Origin of the sequence: Pseudomonas parafulva NBRC 16636 = DSM 17004 (assembly GCF_000730645.1) — a bacterium.
In the GTDB taxonomy this organism is placed as follows: Bacteria; Pseudomonadota; Gammaproteobacteria; order Pseudomonadales; family Pseudomonadaceae; genus Aquipseudomonas; species Aquipseudomonas parafulva.
Genome location: NZ_BBIU01000028.1, coordinates 83055 through 98926 on the forward strand (window position 1 = coordinate 83055; position 15872 = coordinate 98926).

11 protein-coding genes and 1 pseudogene are annotated in these 15872 nt (G+C 64.3%); 5 read left to right on the forward strand and 7 right to left on the reverse strand.

Translation table 11 applies throughout. The features are described from left to right. Positions 1–19: 19 nt before the first annotated feature. Positions 20–1873 carry a sigma-54-dependent Fis family transcriptional regulator gene (locus PPA02S_RS17635; protein ID WP_028633014.1) on the forward strand — a complete coding sequence of 618 codons (1854 nt, stop codon included), beginning with the start codon at positions 20–22 and terminating at the stop codon, positions 1871–1873. A gap of 70 nt (positions 1874–1943) precedes the next feature. On the opposite strand, the gene accC is transcribed toward PPA02S_RS17635, so the two are convergent. The 6 genes from accC to PPA02S_RS17665 form a co-directional block, all read right to left on the reverse strand. Next, positions 1944–3299 carry an acetyl-CoA carboxylase biotin carboxylase subunit gene (accC, locus tag PPA02S_RS17640; RefSeq protein ID WP_028633013.1) on the reverse strand — a complete coding sequence of 452 codons (1356 nt, stop codon included), beginning with the start codon at positions 3297–3299 and terminating at the stop codon, positions 1944–1946. A gap of 17 nt (positions 3300–3316) precedes the next feature. Next, positions 3317–3778, reverse strand: a complete 462-nt coding sequence (gene accB, locus PPA02S_RS17645) for an acetyl-CoA carboxylase biotin carboxyl carrier protein (protein WP_028633012.1) — start codon at positions 3776–3778, stop codon at positions 3317–3319. A 95-nt stretch (positions 3779–3873) separates the two neighbouring features. Beyond that, positions 3874–4329 carry a type II 3-dehydroquinate dehydratase gene (gene aroQ, locus PPA02S_RS17650; protein WP_028633011.1) on the reverse strand — a complete coding sequence of 152 codons (456 nt, stop codon included), beginning with the start codon at positions 4327–4329 and terminating at the stop codon, positions 3874–3876. Between the two features lie 180 nt (positions 4330–4509). Further along, complete coding sequence (locus PPA02S_RS17655) at positions 4510–6294, reverse strand: protein-disulfide reductase DsbD (RefSeq protein ID WP_028633010.1); 1785 nt, start codon at positions 6292–6294, stop codon at positions 4510–4512. Between the two features lie 73 nt (positions 6295–6367). Beyond that, entirely contained in the window at positions 6368–8329 is a 1962-nt protein-coding gene (locus tag PPA02S_RS17660) for a methyl-accepting chemotaxis protein (RefSeq protein ID WP_028633009.1), read from the reverse strand. 129 nt (positions 8330–8458) lie between these two features. Next, positions 8459–9817, reverse strand: a complete 1359-nt coding sequence (locus PPA02S_RS17665; protein WP_028633008.1) for a diguanylate cyclase — start codon at positions 9815–9817, stop codon at positions 8459–8461. A gap of 249 nt (positions 9818–10066) precedes the next feature. Here PPA02S_RS17665 and PPA02S_RS17670 point away from each other — a divergent pair, with 249 nt between their 5' ends. The 4 genes and pseudogenes from PPA02S_RS17670 to speA all read left to right on the forward strand — a co-directional run bounded on the left by PPA02S_RS17670 (position 10067) and on the right by speA (position 14330). After that, complete coding sequence (locus tag PPA02S_RS17670; RefSeq protein WP_028633007.1) at positions 10067–11134, forward strand: DUF2333 family protein; 1068 nt, start codon at positions 10067–10069, stop codon at positions 11132–11134. A 1-nt stretch (position 11135) separates the two neighbouring features. Then, a pseudogene (locus PPA02S_RS17675) lies at positions 11136–11669 on the forward strand (NUDIX hydrolase). Between the two features lie 235 nt (positions 11670–11904). Next, positions 11905–12276 carry a translation initiation factor Sui1 gene (locus PPA02S_RS17680; RefSeq protein WP_028633006.1) on the forward strand — a complete coding sequence of 124 codons (372 nt, stop codon included), beginning with the start codon at positions 11905–11907 and terminating at the stop codon, positions 12274–12276. A 140-nt stretch (positions 12277–12416) separates the two neighbouring features. Beyond that, entirely contained in the window at positions 12417–14330 is a 1914-nt protein-coding gene (gene speA / locus PPA02S_RS17685) for an arginine decarboxylase (RefSeq protein WP_028633005.1), read from the forward strand. 77 nt (positions 14331–14407) lie between these two features. On the opposite strand, the gene PPA02S_RS17690 is transcribed toward speA, so the two are convergent. After that, positions 14408–15745: an MATE family efflux transporter gene (locus tag PPA02S_RS17690; RefSeq protein WP_028633004.1), complete on the reverse strand. Its 1338-nt coding sequence runs from the start codon at positions 15743–15745 to the stop codon at positions 14408–14410. Between the last annotated feature and the right edge of the window lie 127 nt (positions 15746–15872).

Genomic DNA, 15872 nt, shown 5'->3' on the forward strand with positions numbered 1-15872 from the left:
CGAGAACCGGAGGGCCTGAATGCTTGCCGCGAACTCCCGAGCCCATGTCGACTGCGTCAGCCGGGTGCTGAAAAATGCCGACCGCCTGCCCCAGGCGCCGGTGCCACCGCTGATCCTGGATTCATGGCGCCGCTCCATGGAGCTATACCGCCTGGACCCTGCCTCCCAACAAGGGCCGCGGGTGCTTTCACCCAGCCTGCTGAACGAATGCCGCGAGCGTGCCGAGCTGTTTTTGCGCATTGCCAGCGATGCGGTGGCACGCCTGCATGAACGGGTGCGCGGCGCCGACTACTGCGTGCTGCTGACCGATGCCCAGGGCCGTACCATCGACTATCGCGTCGAGTCAGCCATCCGCAAGGACTGCCGCAAGGCCGGGCTCGACCTGGGCACCTGCTGGTCGGAGGGCGTGGAGGGCACCTGCGGGGTGGCCGCGGTGCTGACCAGCAGGGCCCCGGTCACGGTGCACAAGCGCGACCACTTTCGTGCGGCCTTCATCGGCCTGACGTGCACGGCGGCGCCGGTGTTTGACCCGCAAGGCGAGGTGCTGGGCGTGCTGGATGTATCGGCCCTGCAGTCGCCGGATGACCGTCGCAGCCAGCACCTGATTCGCCAACTGGTGGAGCAGACCGCGCGCGAGATCGAGAACGCGGTATTCATGCACAGTGCGCAGGGGCACTGGGTGATGCGTGCCCATGGCACCCCGGGCTACGTGGAAAGCCAGCCCGACTACCTGCTGGCCTGGGACACCGATGGGCGCCTGCAGGCGCTCAACAGCCTGGCACGAGAGCACCTGGCGCAAAGGCTTGGGCGCTTGCCGGCGCACATCGGCGAGCTGTTCGACCCTGAGCAGCTACGGCGTGTCAGTGCTTCCAGTGCCCAGCGCCTGCCAGGCCTTGCCGGGCTGTACGGCCGGGTCAGCCCGCCCCAGCGCCGCACGCCTGCGCGGGCCGTGCAGCAAGGCCAGGACGCGCGTATCGAGCAGCACCTGCAGTTGGCCACGCGGGTCAAGGACTGTGGCCTGGCAATACTGGTGCTGGGCGAGACGGGGGCTGGCAAGGAAGTGTTCGCCCGCCAGTTGCATCGCCTGAGCCGTCGCCACGAAGGGCCGTTCGTGGCCCTCAACTGTGCGGCCATTCCGGAAAGCCTGATCGAGAGCGAACTGTTCGGGTATGCGGCGGGGGCGTTTACCGGGGCTTCCAGCAAAGGGATGCAGGGGCTGTTGCAGCAGGCCGACGGCGGCACGTTGTTCCTCGATGAAATCGGCGACATGCCCCTCACCCTGCAAACCCGCCTGTTACGTGTGCTGGCAGACGGCGAAGTGGCGCCCTTGGGCGCGGCGCGGCGTGAGCACGTGGACATTCAGGTGATCTGCGCGACGCACCGGGATCTGGCGGCGAGGGTGGAGCAGGGCCAGTTCCGGGAGGACCTCTACTTCCGCCTGGCCAACGCCAGCTTCGCGCTGCCGCCGCTGCGTGAGCGTGAGGACCTGCTGGGGTTGATCCACCAGATGCTGAGTGAAGAAGCGGCCAACTGCAGTACCGACGCCGTGTTGGCCAATGATGCGCTGCAAGCGCTATTGGAGTACCGCTGGCCTGGGAACCTGCGGCAGTTGCGCCAGGTGCTGCGCTACGCCTGCGCAGTGAGTGAAGGCGGGCACATCCGGATGAAAGACCTGCCCCAGGCGCTGCAACACGAACCCCCTGTTGCAGATGCCCCAGGGGTATCGTGCCCCGCCCGGCAGTTGCTGCTCGATGCCTTGATACGTCACCGCTGGAAGCCGGCTGAAGCGGCGCGGGCTTTGGGCATATCGCGCGCGACGCTGTATCGGCGCGTACATGAACACCGCATCGAAATGCCGCGGATGAAGGGGTGAGCACAGGCCCGGACAGGCCATAAAAAACCCCGGCACCAGGGCCGGGGTTGTTGAACATCACACTACGCGATCAATCCTGGTTCGCCAGTTTGTGCTCGAGGTAGTGAATGTTGACGCCGCCTTTGCAGAAGCCTTCATCACGCACCAGGTCGCGGTGCAGCGGGATGTTGGTCTTGATGCCATCGACCACGATTTCGTCCAGGGCATTGCGCATACGGGCCATGGCCTCGTCGCGGTCCTTGCCCCAGGTGATCAGCTTGCCGATCAGCGAGTCGTAGTTCGGCGGTACCGAGTAGCCGCTGTACAGGTGCGAATCGACACGCACGCCGTTGCCGCCGGGTGCGTGGAAGTGCTTCACCGTGCCTGGGCTCGGGATGAACTTCTTCGGGTCTTCGGCGTTGATCCGGCATTCCAGCGAATGGCCGTGGACCACGATATCTTCCTGGCGGAACGACAGCTTGTTGCCAGCGGCGATGCTCAGCATCTCCTTGACGATGTCGACACCGGTGACCATCTCCGAAACCGGGTGCTCAACCTGTACGCGGGTGTTCATTTCGATGAAGTAGAAGCGACCGTCTTCGTACAGGAACTCGAAAGTACCCGCACCGCGGTAGCCGATCTCGATGCACGCGTCCACGCAGCGCTTGAACACTTCCTGGCGGGCTTTCTCGTCGATGCCCGGGGCCGGCGCTTCTTCCAGTATCTTCTGGTGACGGCGCTGCAGCGAGCAGTCACGGTCGCCCAGGTGGATGGCGTTGCCCTGGCCGTCCGACAGCACCTGCACTTCAACGTGGCGCGGGTTGGTCAGGAACTTCTCCAGGTACACCATCGGGTTGCCGAAGGCAGCACCGGCTTCGGTACGGGTGAGCTTGGCCGAGGCAATCAGGTCCTCTTCCTTGTGCACCACGCGCATGCCGCGACCACCACCGCCACCGGCGGCCTTGATGATCACCGGGTAGCCGACTTCACGGGCAATGGCCAGGGCCATTTCTTCGTCTTCCGGCAGCGGGCCATCGGAGCCGGGCACGGTAGGTACGCCGGTCTTGATCATGGCGTCCTTGGCCGAAACCTTGTCGCCCATCAGGCGAATGGTGTCAGCTTTGGGGCCGATGAAGGCGAACCCGGATTTTTCCACCTGTTCGGCGAAGTCGGCGTTTTCCGCCAGGAAGCCGTAGCCCGGGTGGATCGCCGTGGCGCCGGTGACTTCGGCGGCCGCGATGATTGCCGGAATATGCAGGTAGGAATCCTTGGACGATGCAGGGCCGATGCAGACCGACTCGTCTGCCAGGCCCAGGTGCATCAGTTCACGGTCGGCGGTGGAGTGCACCGCGACGGTCTTGATGCCCAGCTCTTTGCAGGCACGCAGGATCCGCAGGGCAATTTCCCCACGGTTGGCGATCAGGACTTTTTCGAGCTTCCCAGACATCGTTGGCTCTCCGCGATTCAAACGACGGTGAACAGCGGCTGGTCGAACTCAACCGGCTGGCCGTCTTCTACCAGGATGGCGTCGATCACACCGCTGATTTCGGCTTCGATGTGGTTCATCATCTTCATGGCTTCGACGATGCACAGGGTGTCGCCTTTTTTCACGGTCTGGCCAACTTCAGCGAAGTTCGGCGAGGTCGGCGAAGGCTTGCGGTAGAAGGTGCCGACCATTGGCGAGCGGACCACGGTGCCTTTCAGGGCAGGGGCAGCAGCAGCGGCTTCAGCAACCGGGGCCGCGGCGGCTGCCGGGGCGGCTACTGGGGCAGCAGCCATTGGCGCAGGTGCGTAGAACTGCTGGGCAGCCGGGGTCTTGCTGTGACGGCTGATACGGACAGACTCTTCGCCTTCCTTGATCTCCAGCTCGTCGATGCCAGACTCTTCCAGCAGCTCGATCAGTTTCTTGACTTTACGGATATCCATTAATCATCAACTCCCAAAGGTTCGGTCAGGGGGCGAAAGGTAAAAACGTGTCGACACGTTTCTCTCGACCCTGGCCACCGAGGCCAGGGTTTTCATTATTTGGGCTGTGCGTTGGCAGCCAGTTGTTCCAGCGCAGACTCCAGGGCCAGCCGATAACCGCTGGCGCCCAGGCCGCAGATCACACCCACTGCAACGTCGGAAAAGTAGGAGTGATGGCGGAACGGTTCGCGTTTGTGCACGTTGGACAGGTGCACTTCGATGAATGGGATGCTCACCGCAAGCAACGCGTCACGTAATGCGACACTTGTATGGGTGAACGCCGCCGGATTGATCAGGATGAAGTCCACACCCTCATTGCGCGCCGCGTGAATGCGTTCGATCAGTTCGTATTCGGCATTGCTCTGCAAATACTGCAAATGGTGGCCCGCTGCACGGGCGCGTTGCTCCAGGTCCTGGTTGATCTGGGCCAGGGTCACGGCGCCGTAATGGCCAGGCTCGCGAGTGCCGAGCAGGTTCAGGTTGGGGCCGTGAAGCACCAGTAGCGTTGCCATCTGCGGATTCCTTGGATTTGTAGGGCAATTCGACACAGCGCGGCGAGTGTGCCGTAAAGGGGTACCAAGTGTCCAGTTCCCCGAAATAGCCAGCACGATGCCCGAGGTTCGCGCGAAGTATGTGACCGGATGTTTGGATCCGGTCACTCAGTGCAGGTTTGCGCCCGGCATACGGGCGCCTCAAAGCCCCGCAGTAGCGCGTACGCGCTGAAGAATAGCGGCAAATTCATCGGCGTTTACTTCACCAATGACCCGATCAGCGGTAATTTCGCTGCCATTACCGCCAAAAAACAGGATTGCAGGTGGGCCGAACAGCCCGTACCGGTCCAGCAGGCCGCGTTGGGCGGCATCACTTTGGGTGATATCAAAGCGCAGCAGCTTGAACCCAGCCAACTGCGGGCGCACCTGTGCGGCATTCAGCACCTCGTGCTCGATCACCTTGCAACTGATGCACCAGTCGGCATACCAGTCCAGTAGCACCGGTTGGCCAGCCGCCTTGGCCTGCGCCAGCGCTGCGTCCAGGGCGGCGGGGGCGGTTAGGGTTTGCCAGGCGTCGGCCGGTACCGCAGGGGTGCCGACACCCACCTGAACAGCGGGCGGCAATGGCCGCAGCGGATCGCCCTGGCCACTGAGCGCGCCGTACCAGCACGCGAGGGCGTACACCAGCAACGCCAGGCCCAGCAACTGTGCCAGGCGCTGGCGTGGCGACTTGACCACGAACTCAAGGGCGCCGAGAAACAGCGCCACACCGGCGCTCAGCAGGCCCACCAGCAACAACGTCAGCGGGCCGGGCAGCACGCGGCTGAGCAGGCCGACAGCCAGCCCCAGCAACAGCACGCCAATGGCATTTTTCACCGTGTTCATCCAGGCTCCGCTTTTTGGCAGCCAGGCGGCACCACCGGTGGCGATCAGCAGCAGCGGGGCGCCCATGCCCAGGCCCAGGGCAAACAACTTGAGGGCGCCGCCCAGGGCGTCGCCACTGGCGCTGATGTAGAGCAGGGCACCGGCCAAGGGGGCCGAAACGCAGGGTGAAACCAGCAGGCTCGACAGCACCCCCAGCGCTGCCGCGCCCAGCAGCGAGCCGCCTTTGGTGCGGCTGGCCACACTGTCCAGGCGGCTGCTCAGCGCCTGTGGCAGTTTCAGTTCGAACAAGCCGAACATGGCCAGGGCGAACACCACGAAGAACAGCGCGAAGGGCACCAGCACCCAGGCCGACTGCAAGCGGGCCTGCAGGTTGAGGCCTGCGCCAAACAGGCCCATCAGCGCGCCCAGGGCGGCAAAGCTTGCGGCCATCGGCAGCACATACGCCAGCGACAACGCCAGGCCGCGCAACCCGCCTACCTGGCCGCGCAGCACCACCCCGGACAGAATCGGCAGCATCGGCAGCACACAAGGGGTAAAGGTCAGGCCCAGGCCGGCGAGAAAGAACAGCAGCAGTGACTTCCACGTCCAGCCCTGTTCGCTGCCAGGGGCAGAGGGGCTAGCCAGTGCGGTGCTGGCGCCTTGGCCGTCGATGCTGATGCGTTCGGTTTCCGGCGGGTAGCACAGGCCCTTGTCGGCGCAGCCCTGGTAACCCACCTGCAACGTGAATGCACGGGAGTCTGTACGCGGCAGTTCGATGTCGAGCACCCCGTGATACACCTCGACGTCGCCGAAGAACTCATCATGCTTGGGCTCGCCTTTCGGGATATTCGGCGTGCCCAGGGCGATGTCCGCCGGTTCGGCATGGAACTGGAACCGGTGGCGGTACAGGTAGTAGCCATCGGTGGCCACAAAGCGCAGCTTGATGCTGTGCGCATCGGCCTGTACCAGGCTGAGCTTGAAGGCCTCGTGCACCGGCAGGAAGTCGGCATTGTTGGCCAGCGAGGCGGCGCCAAGGGTGGCGCTGGGGCGGTTGTCCAGCAGGCCGGTGGCGAACACCGGGCTGGCCAGCAGCAGGAACAACAGGAAAAACAGGCGGCGCATGGCGGACTCGCGAGGTGGAACGTGCCGCGCATGATAGCGGAGCGCCCGTGCGATGTCCCCCATGGGCACTGGCTCACACCCTGAACGCGCGTACCGCCCGGTTCAGCTCGCCACTCAGGCTCAGCAACTGTTCGCCTTGCTCGCGGCCTTCGCCTATGCGCTGCAGGTTGTCGCCGCCCAGTTCATGGATACGTTCGCTGTGGTCACGAATTTCGCTCACGGCGCCGCTCTGCTGGGCGGTGACGTCGGCGATGCGCACGGCGGTATCGGAGATGGTGCGGATGGCGCAGACGATTTCATCCAGCGCGCCGTCCGCCGTCTGCGCCTGGCTGGCGGTCGCCTCGGCGTGCTCAAGCTGGGTACGCATGCCGGTCACGGCGCTTCTGGCCGCCTGCTGCAGCCGGTCGATCAGTGTCTGGATTTCGCCGGTGGCGCCCGTGGTGCGCTGGGCCAGGGAGCGCACCTCATCGGCCACTACCGCAAAGCCGCGGCCCATTTCGCCAGCGCGGGCCGCCTCGATGGCGGCATTCAGGGCCAGCAGGTTGGTCTGCTCGGCGATCGAGCGGATGACCGTAAGCACCCCGCCAATGGTGGCAGACTCCTCGGCCAATTGCTCGATCATGCGGGCGTTGCCCTGCACCTCGTCGACCAGCGTGCGCAGCCCTGACAGGCTCTGGCCAATCACCGTCTGCCCCTGTTCCACCGCACGCCCGGCATCACGGCTGGCATGGGCGGCGGCGCTGGCATCGCCGGCCACCTGCTGGATGGTCGCTTCCAGCTCGCCCAGGGCGTCGCGGATCTGGCCTGTATCACCGGCCTGGCGTTGGGCGCCGTCGTGCAGGGCGGCGCTCATGCCTGCCAGGGCATGGCTGCTGCCGGCTACCTGTTCGGCATTGTGGCGGATGGTGCCCACCAGCTCGACCAGGTATTGGCGCAGGCGGTTGAGCGATTCCTGAATATCGTGCAGTTCGCGGTTGGTCTTGCCCAGGGCGATGGCCTGGGCGAAGTCGCCTTCGGCCCAGCGCGACAGGGCCGGGGCCAGGCTGGTGAGGGTGCGCGCAAGGCGCCTTTGCAGCGTATCGATCAACAAGGCGATCAACAGGATCAGGCCGATCATCAGGCCCTGGATGATGCGCACTTCCCCTGCAATCTTGCCATGCAGGTTGCGCACTTCTGGCTCCAGGGCGGCAATGGCCTGTTGCACCGCATCCAGACGCTGGCCGGTGCTGGTCGCCAACGCGGCGCGGCGCTCGATCTGGGCGCGGGTGCGCTGCAGTTCGGCAGGGTAACGGCCCAGCAGGCTCTGCAGTTCGCGCTTGAGAGGCACGGCCATATCTTCCTGCTGCTCGCTGGCCTGGGTTTGCAGGCCCATCATGGCGGCAAAATCGTCGGCCCCGGACTCGGCGGCGCGGGTCACCCCCAGCAGCGGCAGGCCGTCGATGACCTGGGCCTGGGCGCGTATCAGTTGCAGTTCGCGCTCCACTTCATCGGCAAGCTCCGGTCGGCCACTGCTGACCAGCTTGTCCCGTGCCAGCGACAGCCGGCCCAGGTGCACGGCGGCATCCAGCAACGGTACCTGATAACGGTTGGCGTCGGGGCTGTTGCTGTCCCGGGCATAGCCGGCCAGTTGCTCAAGGTTGGCGCCCAGTTCACGCTCGGCCTGCAGCAGCAGGGCTTGCGGGTCGCCTGCCAGCTTGCCTGCCGCCAGCAGATCCCCGGCGGTGAAGGCCTGCAGCCCATCCAGGCTAGGCTGCAGCTTGTCGGCGAGTTCGCCCGGCCATTCGGCCAGGCCCGCCTGTAACTGTTGGGTGGCTTCCAGCGCGGCAGCGTGGCGCAGGGCATCGCCGCTGCCCAGGTAGGCCTGGATATTGCGCGCCGCCTGGTTCTGGAACTGCTGGGACAGGCCCAGGTAGCGCTCCATCATCTGGTAAGGGCGTTCCAGCGCCCGTTGCGACCACCACAACGTGGCCGCCAGCGCAATGCACACGGTCACCAGCAACAGCGTGTTGAAATTGGTCAGCCACTTCAGGCGCATAGCCGCACACTTCCTGCGCAGGGGGGAGATAGGCGCCTGAAGTTATTGCGATTTTGTGACGTGGTGATGACGACAAAGGCCCGGCGTCAAAAAAAGTGGCAAAGTGCCGCTATTTGCGTAGGTCCCGTTTCAAGGCTCTACGCGTACCACGCAGTTACGGCCTGCGTGCTTGGCCCGGTAGAGGGCTTCATCCGCGGCACTGGCCATGGTCAGTGCGTCCAGCCCGTCATCCAGTTGCACCACACCTGCACTGAAGGTGCACTGCAGGTCCCGGGGTTGGGCCGGGTACAGGATGTCGGCAAAGCGCCGGCGGATCTCGTCCAGCACCTGGTGCGCCGCCTCCAGGGCGGTATTGGGCATGACGATGGCGAATTCCTCACCGCCATAACGGCCAATGAAATCGGACTTGCGTAGCCGCTGCTTGAGGAACAGCGCCAGGCTCTTGATCACTCGGTCACCCATGGGGTGGCCGTGGCGGTCGTTGATCTTCTTGAAATGGTCGATGTCGAGCATGGCAAAGCTGAGCGGCTGGCACTCACGCCGCGCCCGGAAGCTGCAGTCTTCGAGCAGTTGCAGGATGTGTGTGTGGTTGTACAGGCCCGTCAGGCTGTCGCGCACCATGCGTGCCTTCAGGTGCCTGGCGCGGGCGGCGCGGTTGCGCACGGTGGTGATCAGGTGGCGTGAGCGAAACGGTTTGGTCAGGAAATCGTCGCCGCCTTCACTCATGGCATCGAGCTGCTTGTCCAGGTCGTCTTCGGCCGACAGGTAGATGATCGGCACGCTGACGTAACGGTCGTTGTGACGGATGACCTTGGCCAGCTCCGGGCCCGTGCAGGCGGGCATGTACATATCCAGGATGATCAGGTCGGGCTGGAAGTCGGCCAGTTCGGCCATGGTGCGAATCGGGTCGCTCAGGCTGCGGGTAACCATGCCCGCCCCGGCCAGTACCCGTTCGGTGTACAAGGCCTGGGTGCGCGAGTCATCGATGATCAGCACCCGCAGCGGGTCGTAGGGGGCGGCGTCGGTCAAGCGTTCGACCTTTTCCAGCAGGCTGGAGGCCTCCAGGGTGCCGGTGAGAAAGTCCTGGCCACCTGCCCTTACCGCAGCCAGGCGGGTAGGGGTGTCGGTTTCGTGGTGGCTGAAGAACAGCAACGGCACGGGTTTTACCAGGCTGGCCTGGATCTCGGCAGCCAGTGCCAGGCCTTGGCCGGCGCCACTGAAATCGACATCCATGATCACCGCCGACGGCGGGCATTCACTGAAGGAGGCACGAAACGCATCAGCCGTTGGCAACGCCTGGACGCCAAGGCCGAAGAATTCCAGTTGTTGCGCGAGGCGCTCGGCACGCTCGTGGTCCTGCAGCAGGATGTAGACCGGCCTGCGCACAGGCGCGAGCAGTACCTGGTCGAGCGGGTCATCCTTGCGCAGGCCGCTACGCGTGAGCTGCTGGGCGGGGCGCTGCGGGCTCGGCTCGACTGCTTGGCTCATGTCCTGGCTACTTTGTAGGTTGTGGTATGCAGGGGCAGTGATGGCTCTATGCTAGCACCTCTTCATTGCAGGGTGAGTGTCACATGTCAACAAAATGACCAGGATCACTATTCAGTTCATGACTGATGAGTCGTTTATGCGTAAGGCAGTGTCTGCTTTATAGTGCAGCGAGGCGGGCTTGCCGTGGCACCCTGGCGTAGGCCTGTGGTCCAAGCCCCTGAACCGTCGTGACTGATTAAGGACAAAGCCATGCTGGACTGGAAAAACCGCGAGGCGAAAGCCGAGCCCCGTGAGCGTGCCGACAGCCGCGGCGCTGCCGCCCGTAGCTACTTTGGCGGGTTGTGGAGCCGTGCGCTGCTGACCCTGGTCGGGTTGTACCTGTTGGTCTGCATTGGCCTTGGCTGGTACTGGAGCCAGGAGCCGGACCTGTTCCCGGTCCAGCAGAACGCGCAAGCGGCCGCTCAACGTAACGCCCAGCAGATGGTCGTGGGTTACACCACCATCGAAACCCTCAAGACCGTGGCCGGCACGTTGCTGGACAAACCGGGCGGTTACATTTCCAACGACCGCTTCCCACCAGGGCTGTGGATGGACAACATGCCGAGCTGGGAATACGGCGTACTGGTCCAGGTGCGTGACCTGTCCCGGGCCCTGCGCAAGGACTTCGCCCGTTCGCAGTCGCAGTCCACTGAAGACGCCGACCTGGCCAAGGCCGAGCCACGCTTCAACTTCGACAACAAGAGCTGGATTCTGCCTTCCAGCGAGTCGGAGTTCGAGGAAGGTATCAAGTCGCTGTCGCGCTACCAGGCACGCCTGGCCTCGGGTGACAAAGGTGCAATCTTCTACACCCGCGCCGACAACCTGAACAACTGGCTGGGCGATGTCGCCACCCGCCTGGGTTCGCTGTCCCAGCGCCTGTCGGCCAGCGTCGGCCGGGTCAAGCTCAACACCACGTCCAAGACCGACTCGGTGGTGGCTGGCCAGGCGCCGCAGGTGGACGAGGAAGTGGTGGAAACCCCTTGGCTGCAGATTGACAACGTGTTCTACGAGGCCCGTGGTCAGGCCTGGGCACTGTCGCACCTGCTGCGCGCCATCGAGGTGGACTTCGCCGACGTGCTGGCGAAGAAGAATGCCACGGTGAGCGTGCGCCAGATCATTCGTGAACTGGAAGCCTCGCAGGAACCGCTGTGGAGCCCGATGGTGCTCAACGGCAGCGGCTTTGGCATGTGGGCCAACCACTCGCTGGTCATGGCCAACTACATCTCCCGCGCCAACGCTGCCGTCATCGACCTGCGCCAGTTGCTGTCGCAGGGCTAAGGTGAGCATCACTGCCCGCGAGGCCGCCCACCGGGCGGCTTCAGACCGCGAGCTGGTGACCTGGGTGGATGAAGCCGACCAGGTGCAGGGGGCTTTGCCCCGGGCGCAGTTACGCGAACGCGGCCTGATCGGCCGCTGCACCTTCATCCTGCTGTTCAATACCGCCGGTGAGTTGTGCGTGCACAGGCGCACCTTGAGCAAGGCGCTGTACCCAGGTTACTGGGACGTCGCGGCAGGGGGTATGGTCGCAGCGGGCGAGGGCTATGCCCAGTCTGCGGCCAGGGAGCTGGCCGAGGAGCTGGGGGTGGAGGGCGTTAAACTGCGCTTTCATGAGCGGTTCTACTTTGACTAGCCTGGCAACCGCTTGTGGTGTGCAGTTTATTCGGCGGTGTCCGATGCGCCGTTGCGCTTGCAGCCGGAAGAGGTGATGGAGGCGCGGTTCATGGGCTTGGAGCAGGCTGAGGCGCAGAGCCTGAGCGAACCTTATTGCCCGGATTCGTTGGCGGCGTTGCAGCGCTATAAAGCCAGCCTTTGAGTGCTTGCGTGTTGCTCAGGAAGTGGAGCTGGCCAATGACCCCGTTCCTGTGCAAATACTTCGCTCGCGATCGCGGCGCGCCTACACAATAGCCAGATTTATCGTTACACTGCGCGCCCTTTTCAGGCTGCCGCAACACCTTGCGGCAGTAGCGCTGCCCCTGCCAGAGTGGGGCTTTGCGGTCGGCCTTGTCCCAGGCTCGACCAGTATTTGTCCTCAGCGCAGAGGAACAAAAGTGGCCAAGAAAGCTTCTTCCTTTTCCGCCCTTGGCGGTCTCGTTTACTCCACCGATGCCGGTCGGCACTGCCCGGACTGTGGCCAGCCGGTGGATGCCTGCACCTGCAAGCAGCAGGCTATCCCCGAAGGGGATGGCATTGCCCGCGTGCGCCGTGAAAGCAAAGGCCGCGGCGGCAAGACCGTAACCACCGTCACCGGGGTGCCGCTGCCGCTGGATCAGCTCAAGGAGCTGGCCACCACCCTTAAGCGCCGCTGTGGCACCGGTGGTGCGTTGAAGGACGGGGTTATCGAAATTCAGGGCGACCATGTGGAGCTGTTGGTTGCCGAACTCATCAAGCAGGGTTTCAAGGCGAAGAAGTCTGGCGGCTGAGTCTTTTTGCCCGGTGCTTTCTAAACTCGTTGCTGTGACCAGGGTCTACCCAGGCAACAGACGAACCGTCACTTTTGGCTTTTACACTGCGCCCGCCAGCTGGCAGGGCCGTGTTTACGACTTACTTATAGGGGACTTGAATGTCCGTACGACGCACACGCAAAGACGATGGTAGCCAATGGACCGTGGCCGACAGCCGCAGTGTGTATGGCATCCGCCATTGGGGCGCTGGTTATTTCGCCATCAATGATGCCGGGCGCGTCGAAGTGCGCCCCAATGGGCCGGACAGTGCCCCGATCGACCTGTTCGAGCAGGTGGACGAGCTGCGCCAGAGTGGGCTGTCGCTGCCGTTGCTGGTGCGCTTCCCTGACATTCTGCAGGACCGCGTGCGCCAGCTGACCGGCGCCTTCGATGCCAACATCGCGCGCCTGGACTACCAGAGCCAGTACACCGCGCTGTACCCGATCAAGGTCAACCAGCAGGAAGCGGTGGTGGAAAACATCATCGCCACGCAGAACGTGTCCATCGGCCTGGAAGCCGGCTCCAAGCCTGAGCTGCTGGCAGTGTTGGCACTGGCGCCCAAGGGCGGCACCATTGTCTGCAACGGCTACAAGGACCGTGAGTTCATCCGCCTGGCGCTGATGGGCCAGAAGCTGGGCCACAACGTGTTCATCGTCATCGAGAAAGAGTCGGAAGTGGCGTTGGTGATCGACGAGGCCGCCGAGCTCAAGGTCAAGCCGCAGGTGGGCCTGCGGGTGCGCCTGTCGTCGCTGGCCTCGAGCAAATGGGCCGACACCGGTGGCGAGAAGTCCAAGTTCGGGTTGTCGGCCGCGCAGCTGATTTCGGTGGTACAGCGTTTCCGTGATGCCGGGCTGGACCAGGGTATCCGCCTGCTGCACTTCCACATGGGCTCGCAGATCGCCAACCTGGCCGATTACCAGCATGGGTTCAAGGAGGCCATCCGCTATTACGGCGAACTGCGTGCCCTGGGCCTGCCGGTGGACCATATCGACGTGGGCGGTGGCCTGGGCGTGGACTACGACGGCACCCACTCGCGCAATGCAAGCTCGATCAACTACGACATGGACGATTACGCCGGCGTGGTGGTGGGCATGCTCAAGGAGTTCTGCGACGCGCAGGGCCTGCCGCACCCGCACATCTTCTCGGAGAGTGGCCGCTCGCTGACCGCGCACCATGCCATGCTGGTGATCCAGGTGACCGACGTCGAGAAACACAACGACCAGGTGCCGACCATCGAGAACAAGGCAGCCCTGCCCGAGACCGTGCAGTGGCTGGTCGACCTGCTGGGCCCTACCGACATCGAGATGGTGACCGAGACTTACTGGCGCGCCACCCACTACATGGGTGACGTGGCGGCGCAGTATGCCGACGGCAAGCTGACCCTGGCCGAGAAAGCCCTGGCCGAACAGTGCTACTTTGCCGTGTGCCGCCGCCTGCACAACTCGCTGAAGGCTCGCCAGCGCTCCCACCGCCAGGTGCTGGACGAATTGAACGACAAGCTTGCCGACAAGTACATCTGCAACTTCTCGGTGTTCCAGAGCCTGCCCGACACCTGGGCCATTGGCCAGGTGCTGCCGATCATCCCGCTGCACCGCCTGGACGAAGAGCCCCTGCGCCGCGCCGTGCTGCAGGACCTGACCTGCGATTCCGACGGCAAGATCAACCAGTACGTGGATGAGCAGAGCATCGAGACCAGCATGCCGGTGCATGCCTTGAACGAGGGCGAGGACTACCTGCTGGGTGTGTTCCTGGTGGGGGCGTACCAGGAGATCCTGGGCGATATGCACAACCTGTTCGGTGATACCGACTCGGTGAACATCTACCAGAACGCTGATGGCAGCGTTTACCACGCCGGTATCGAGACGCACGACACCATCGAGGACATGCTGCGCTATGTGCACCTGTCGCCGGAGGAACTGATGACCCATTACCGCGACAAGGTGGCCAGCGCCAAGATCACCGCACGCGAACGTACCCAGTACCTGGATGCGTTGCGCCTTGGGTTGACCCGGTCTTCGTACTTGTCGTCGTAAGCGGCGGTATATCGCTCGCTTCTACCCCCCTGTAGGAGCGAGCGAAGCTCGCGGTGCGCCGCAACGCGGCGCGACCCTCACCCCACCCAACCCCCTCGCACCTGCAACCGCCACCCCACCCAACCCAGCGTCACCGCCCGCAACGCCATGAAGCCAAGAAAGGCCAGCCACAACCCGTGGTTGCCAAACCCGCTCATCACCACGCCGAAGGGCAGTGCCACCAACACCGACAGCAGCATTGCATTGCGCATCTCCCGTGCCCGGGTCGCGCCGATGAACAGCCCGTCCAGCAGGTAGCTCCACACCGCAATCAACGGTAGCACCGCCAGGTAGGGCAGGTACGGGTATGCCGCCATGCGCACGCTTTCGATGTTGGTCTGCAGGTCGATGAACAGGTGCCCACCCAGCAGGAACAACCCGGCAAAACCCAGGCTGACGAACAGTGACCAGCCACCGGCTATCACCAGGGAGCGCCGCAAGGTGTCTCGGTCCCGTGCACCAATGGCATGGCCGCACAAGGCTTCGACTGCATGGGCCAGCCCGTCCAGGGCGTAGGCTGTGAGCAGCAGGCCGTTGAGCAGCAGCGCATTGGCCGCCACGGTCGCCTCACCCAGGCGAGCGCCTTGTACCGTGATCAGCAGAAACACCACTTGCAGCGCCAGGCTGCGCAGGAAGATGTCGCGGTTCACTGCGAGCAGAGGCCGCCAGGCCTGCCAGCGGGTGAGTGCCCGCCACGCCACTTGCCCTGGGTGGGCTCGCAAGGCTGGGCGGGTGAGTGCCAGGCCGAGCAGGGCAGCGCTCCACTCGGCAATCACCGACGCCCGCGCCGACCCCAGCACCCCCCAGTCCAGGCCCAGCACGAACCATAAATTCAGCGCGATATTCAGCAGGTTGGTGGTCAGCAGGATCGCCAGCGGCGCCCTTGCATTCTGGGTGCCCAGGAACCAGCCAACCAACGCGTAGCTGGCCAGCGCCGCCGGCAAACCCAGCAGCCGGGTGTGAAAGAATGCCTCGGTGGATTGCTGCAGCGCGGCGCTGGGCTGCATCGCATGCAGGGCCAGCTGGCTGAAGGGCAGGGCCACCAGGGCGATCAGCACGGCCAGGGCGAGGGCCAGCAATAGCGCCTGCACCAGCACCTGGCGCAAGGCCGCGCCGTCGCCCCGCCCGGCTGCCTGGGCAGCGAAACCGGTAGACCCCATGCGTAGAAACCCCAGCAGGCCCACCATGAAGGTGAAAAGCGTGCCGCCCACGGCCACGGCCCCCAGCTGATGGGCGTGGGGCAGGTGGCCGATCACCGTGCTGTCCACCAGGGTAACCAGCGGCACGGAAATATTGGACAGGATCATCGGCGCGGCCAGCGCCCACACCTTCAGGTGGGTGGGGCGGTGCCGCCAGTCGGTAAGCATCGAGGTCATCGGGGGCCTGGAAAGTCGGGGTTGCAGTACAGCCGTATGGCAATGCAGCAACAGAGTGTACCGACCACGCAACCAATATGCCCGAGCGGGGTCTCACTTGCCGCGTCGCGCTGGGTGCCATGCCTGC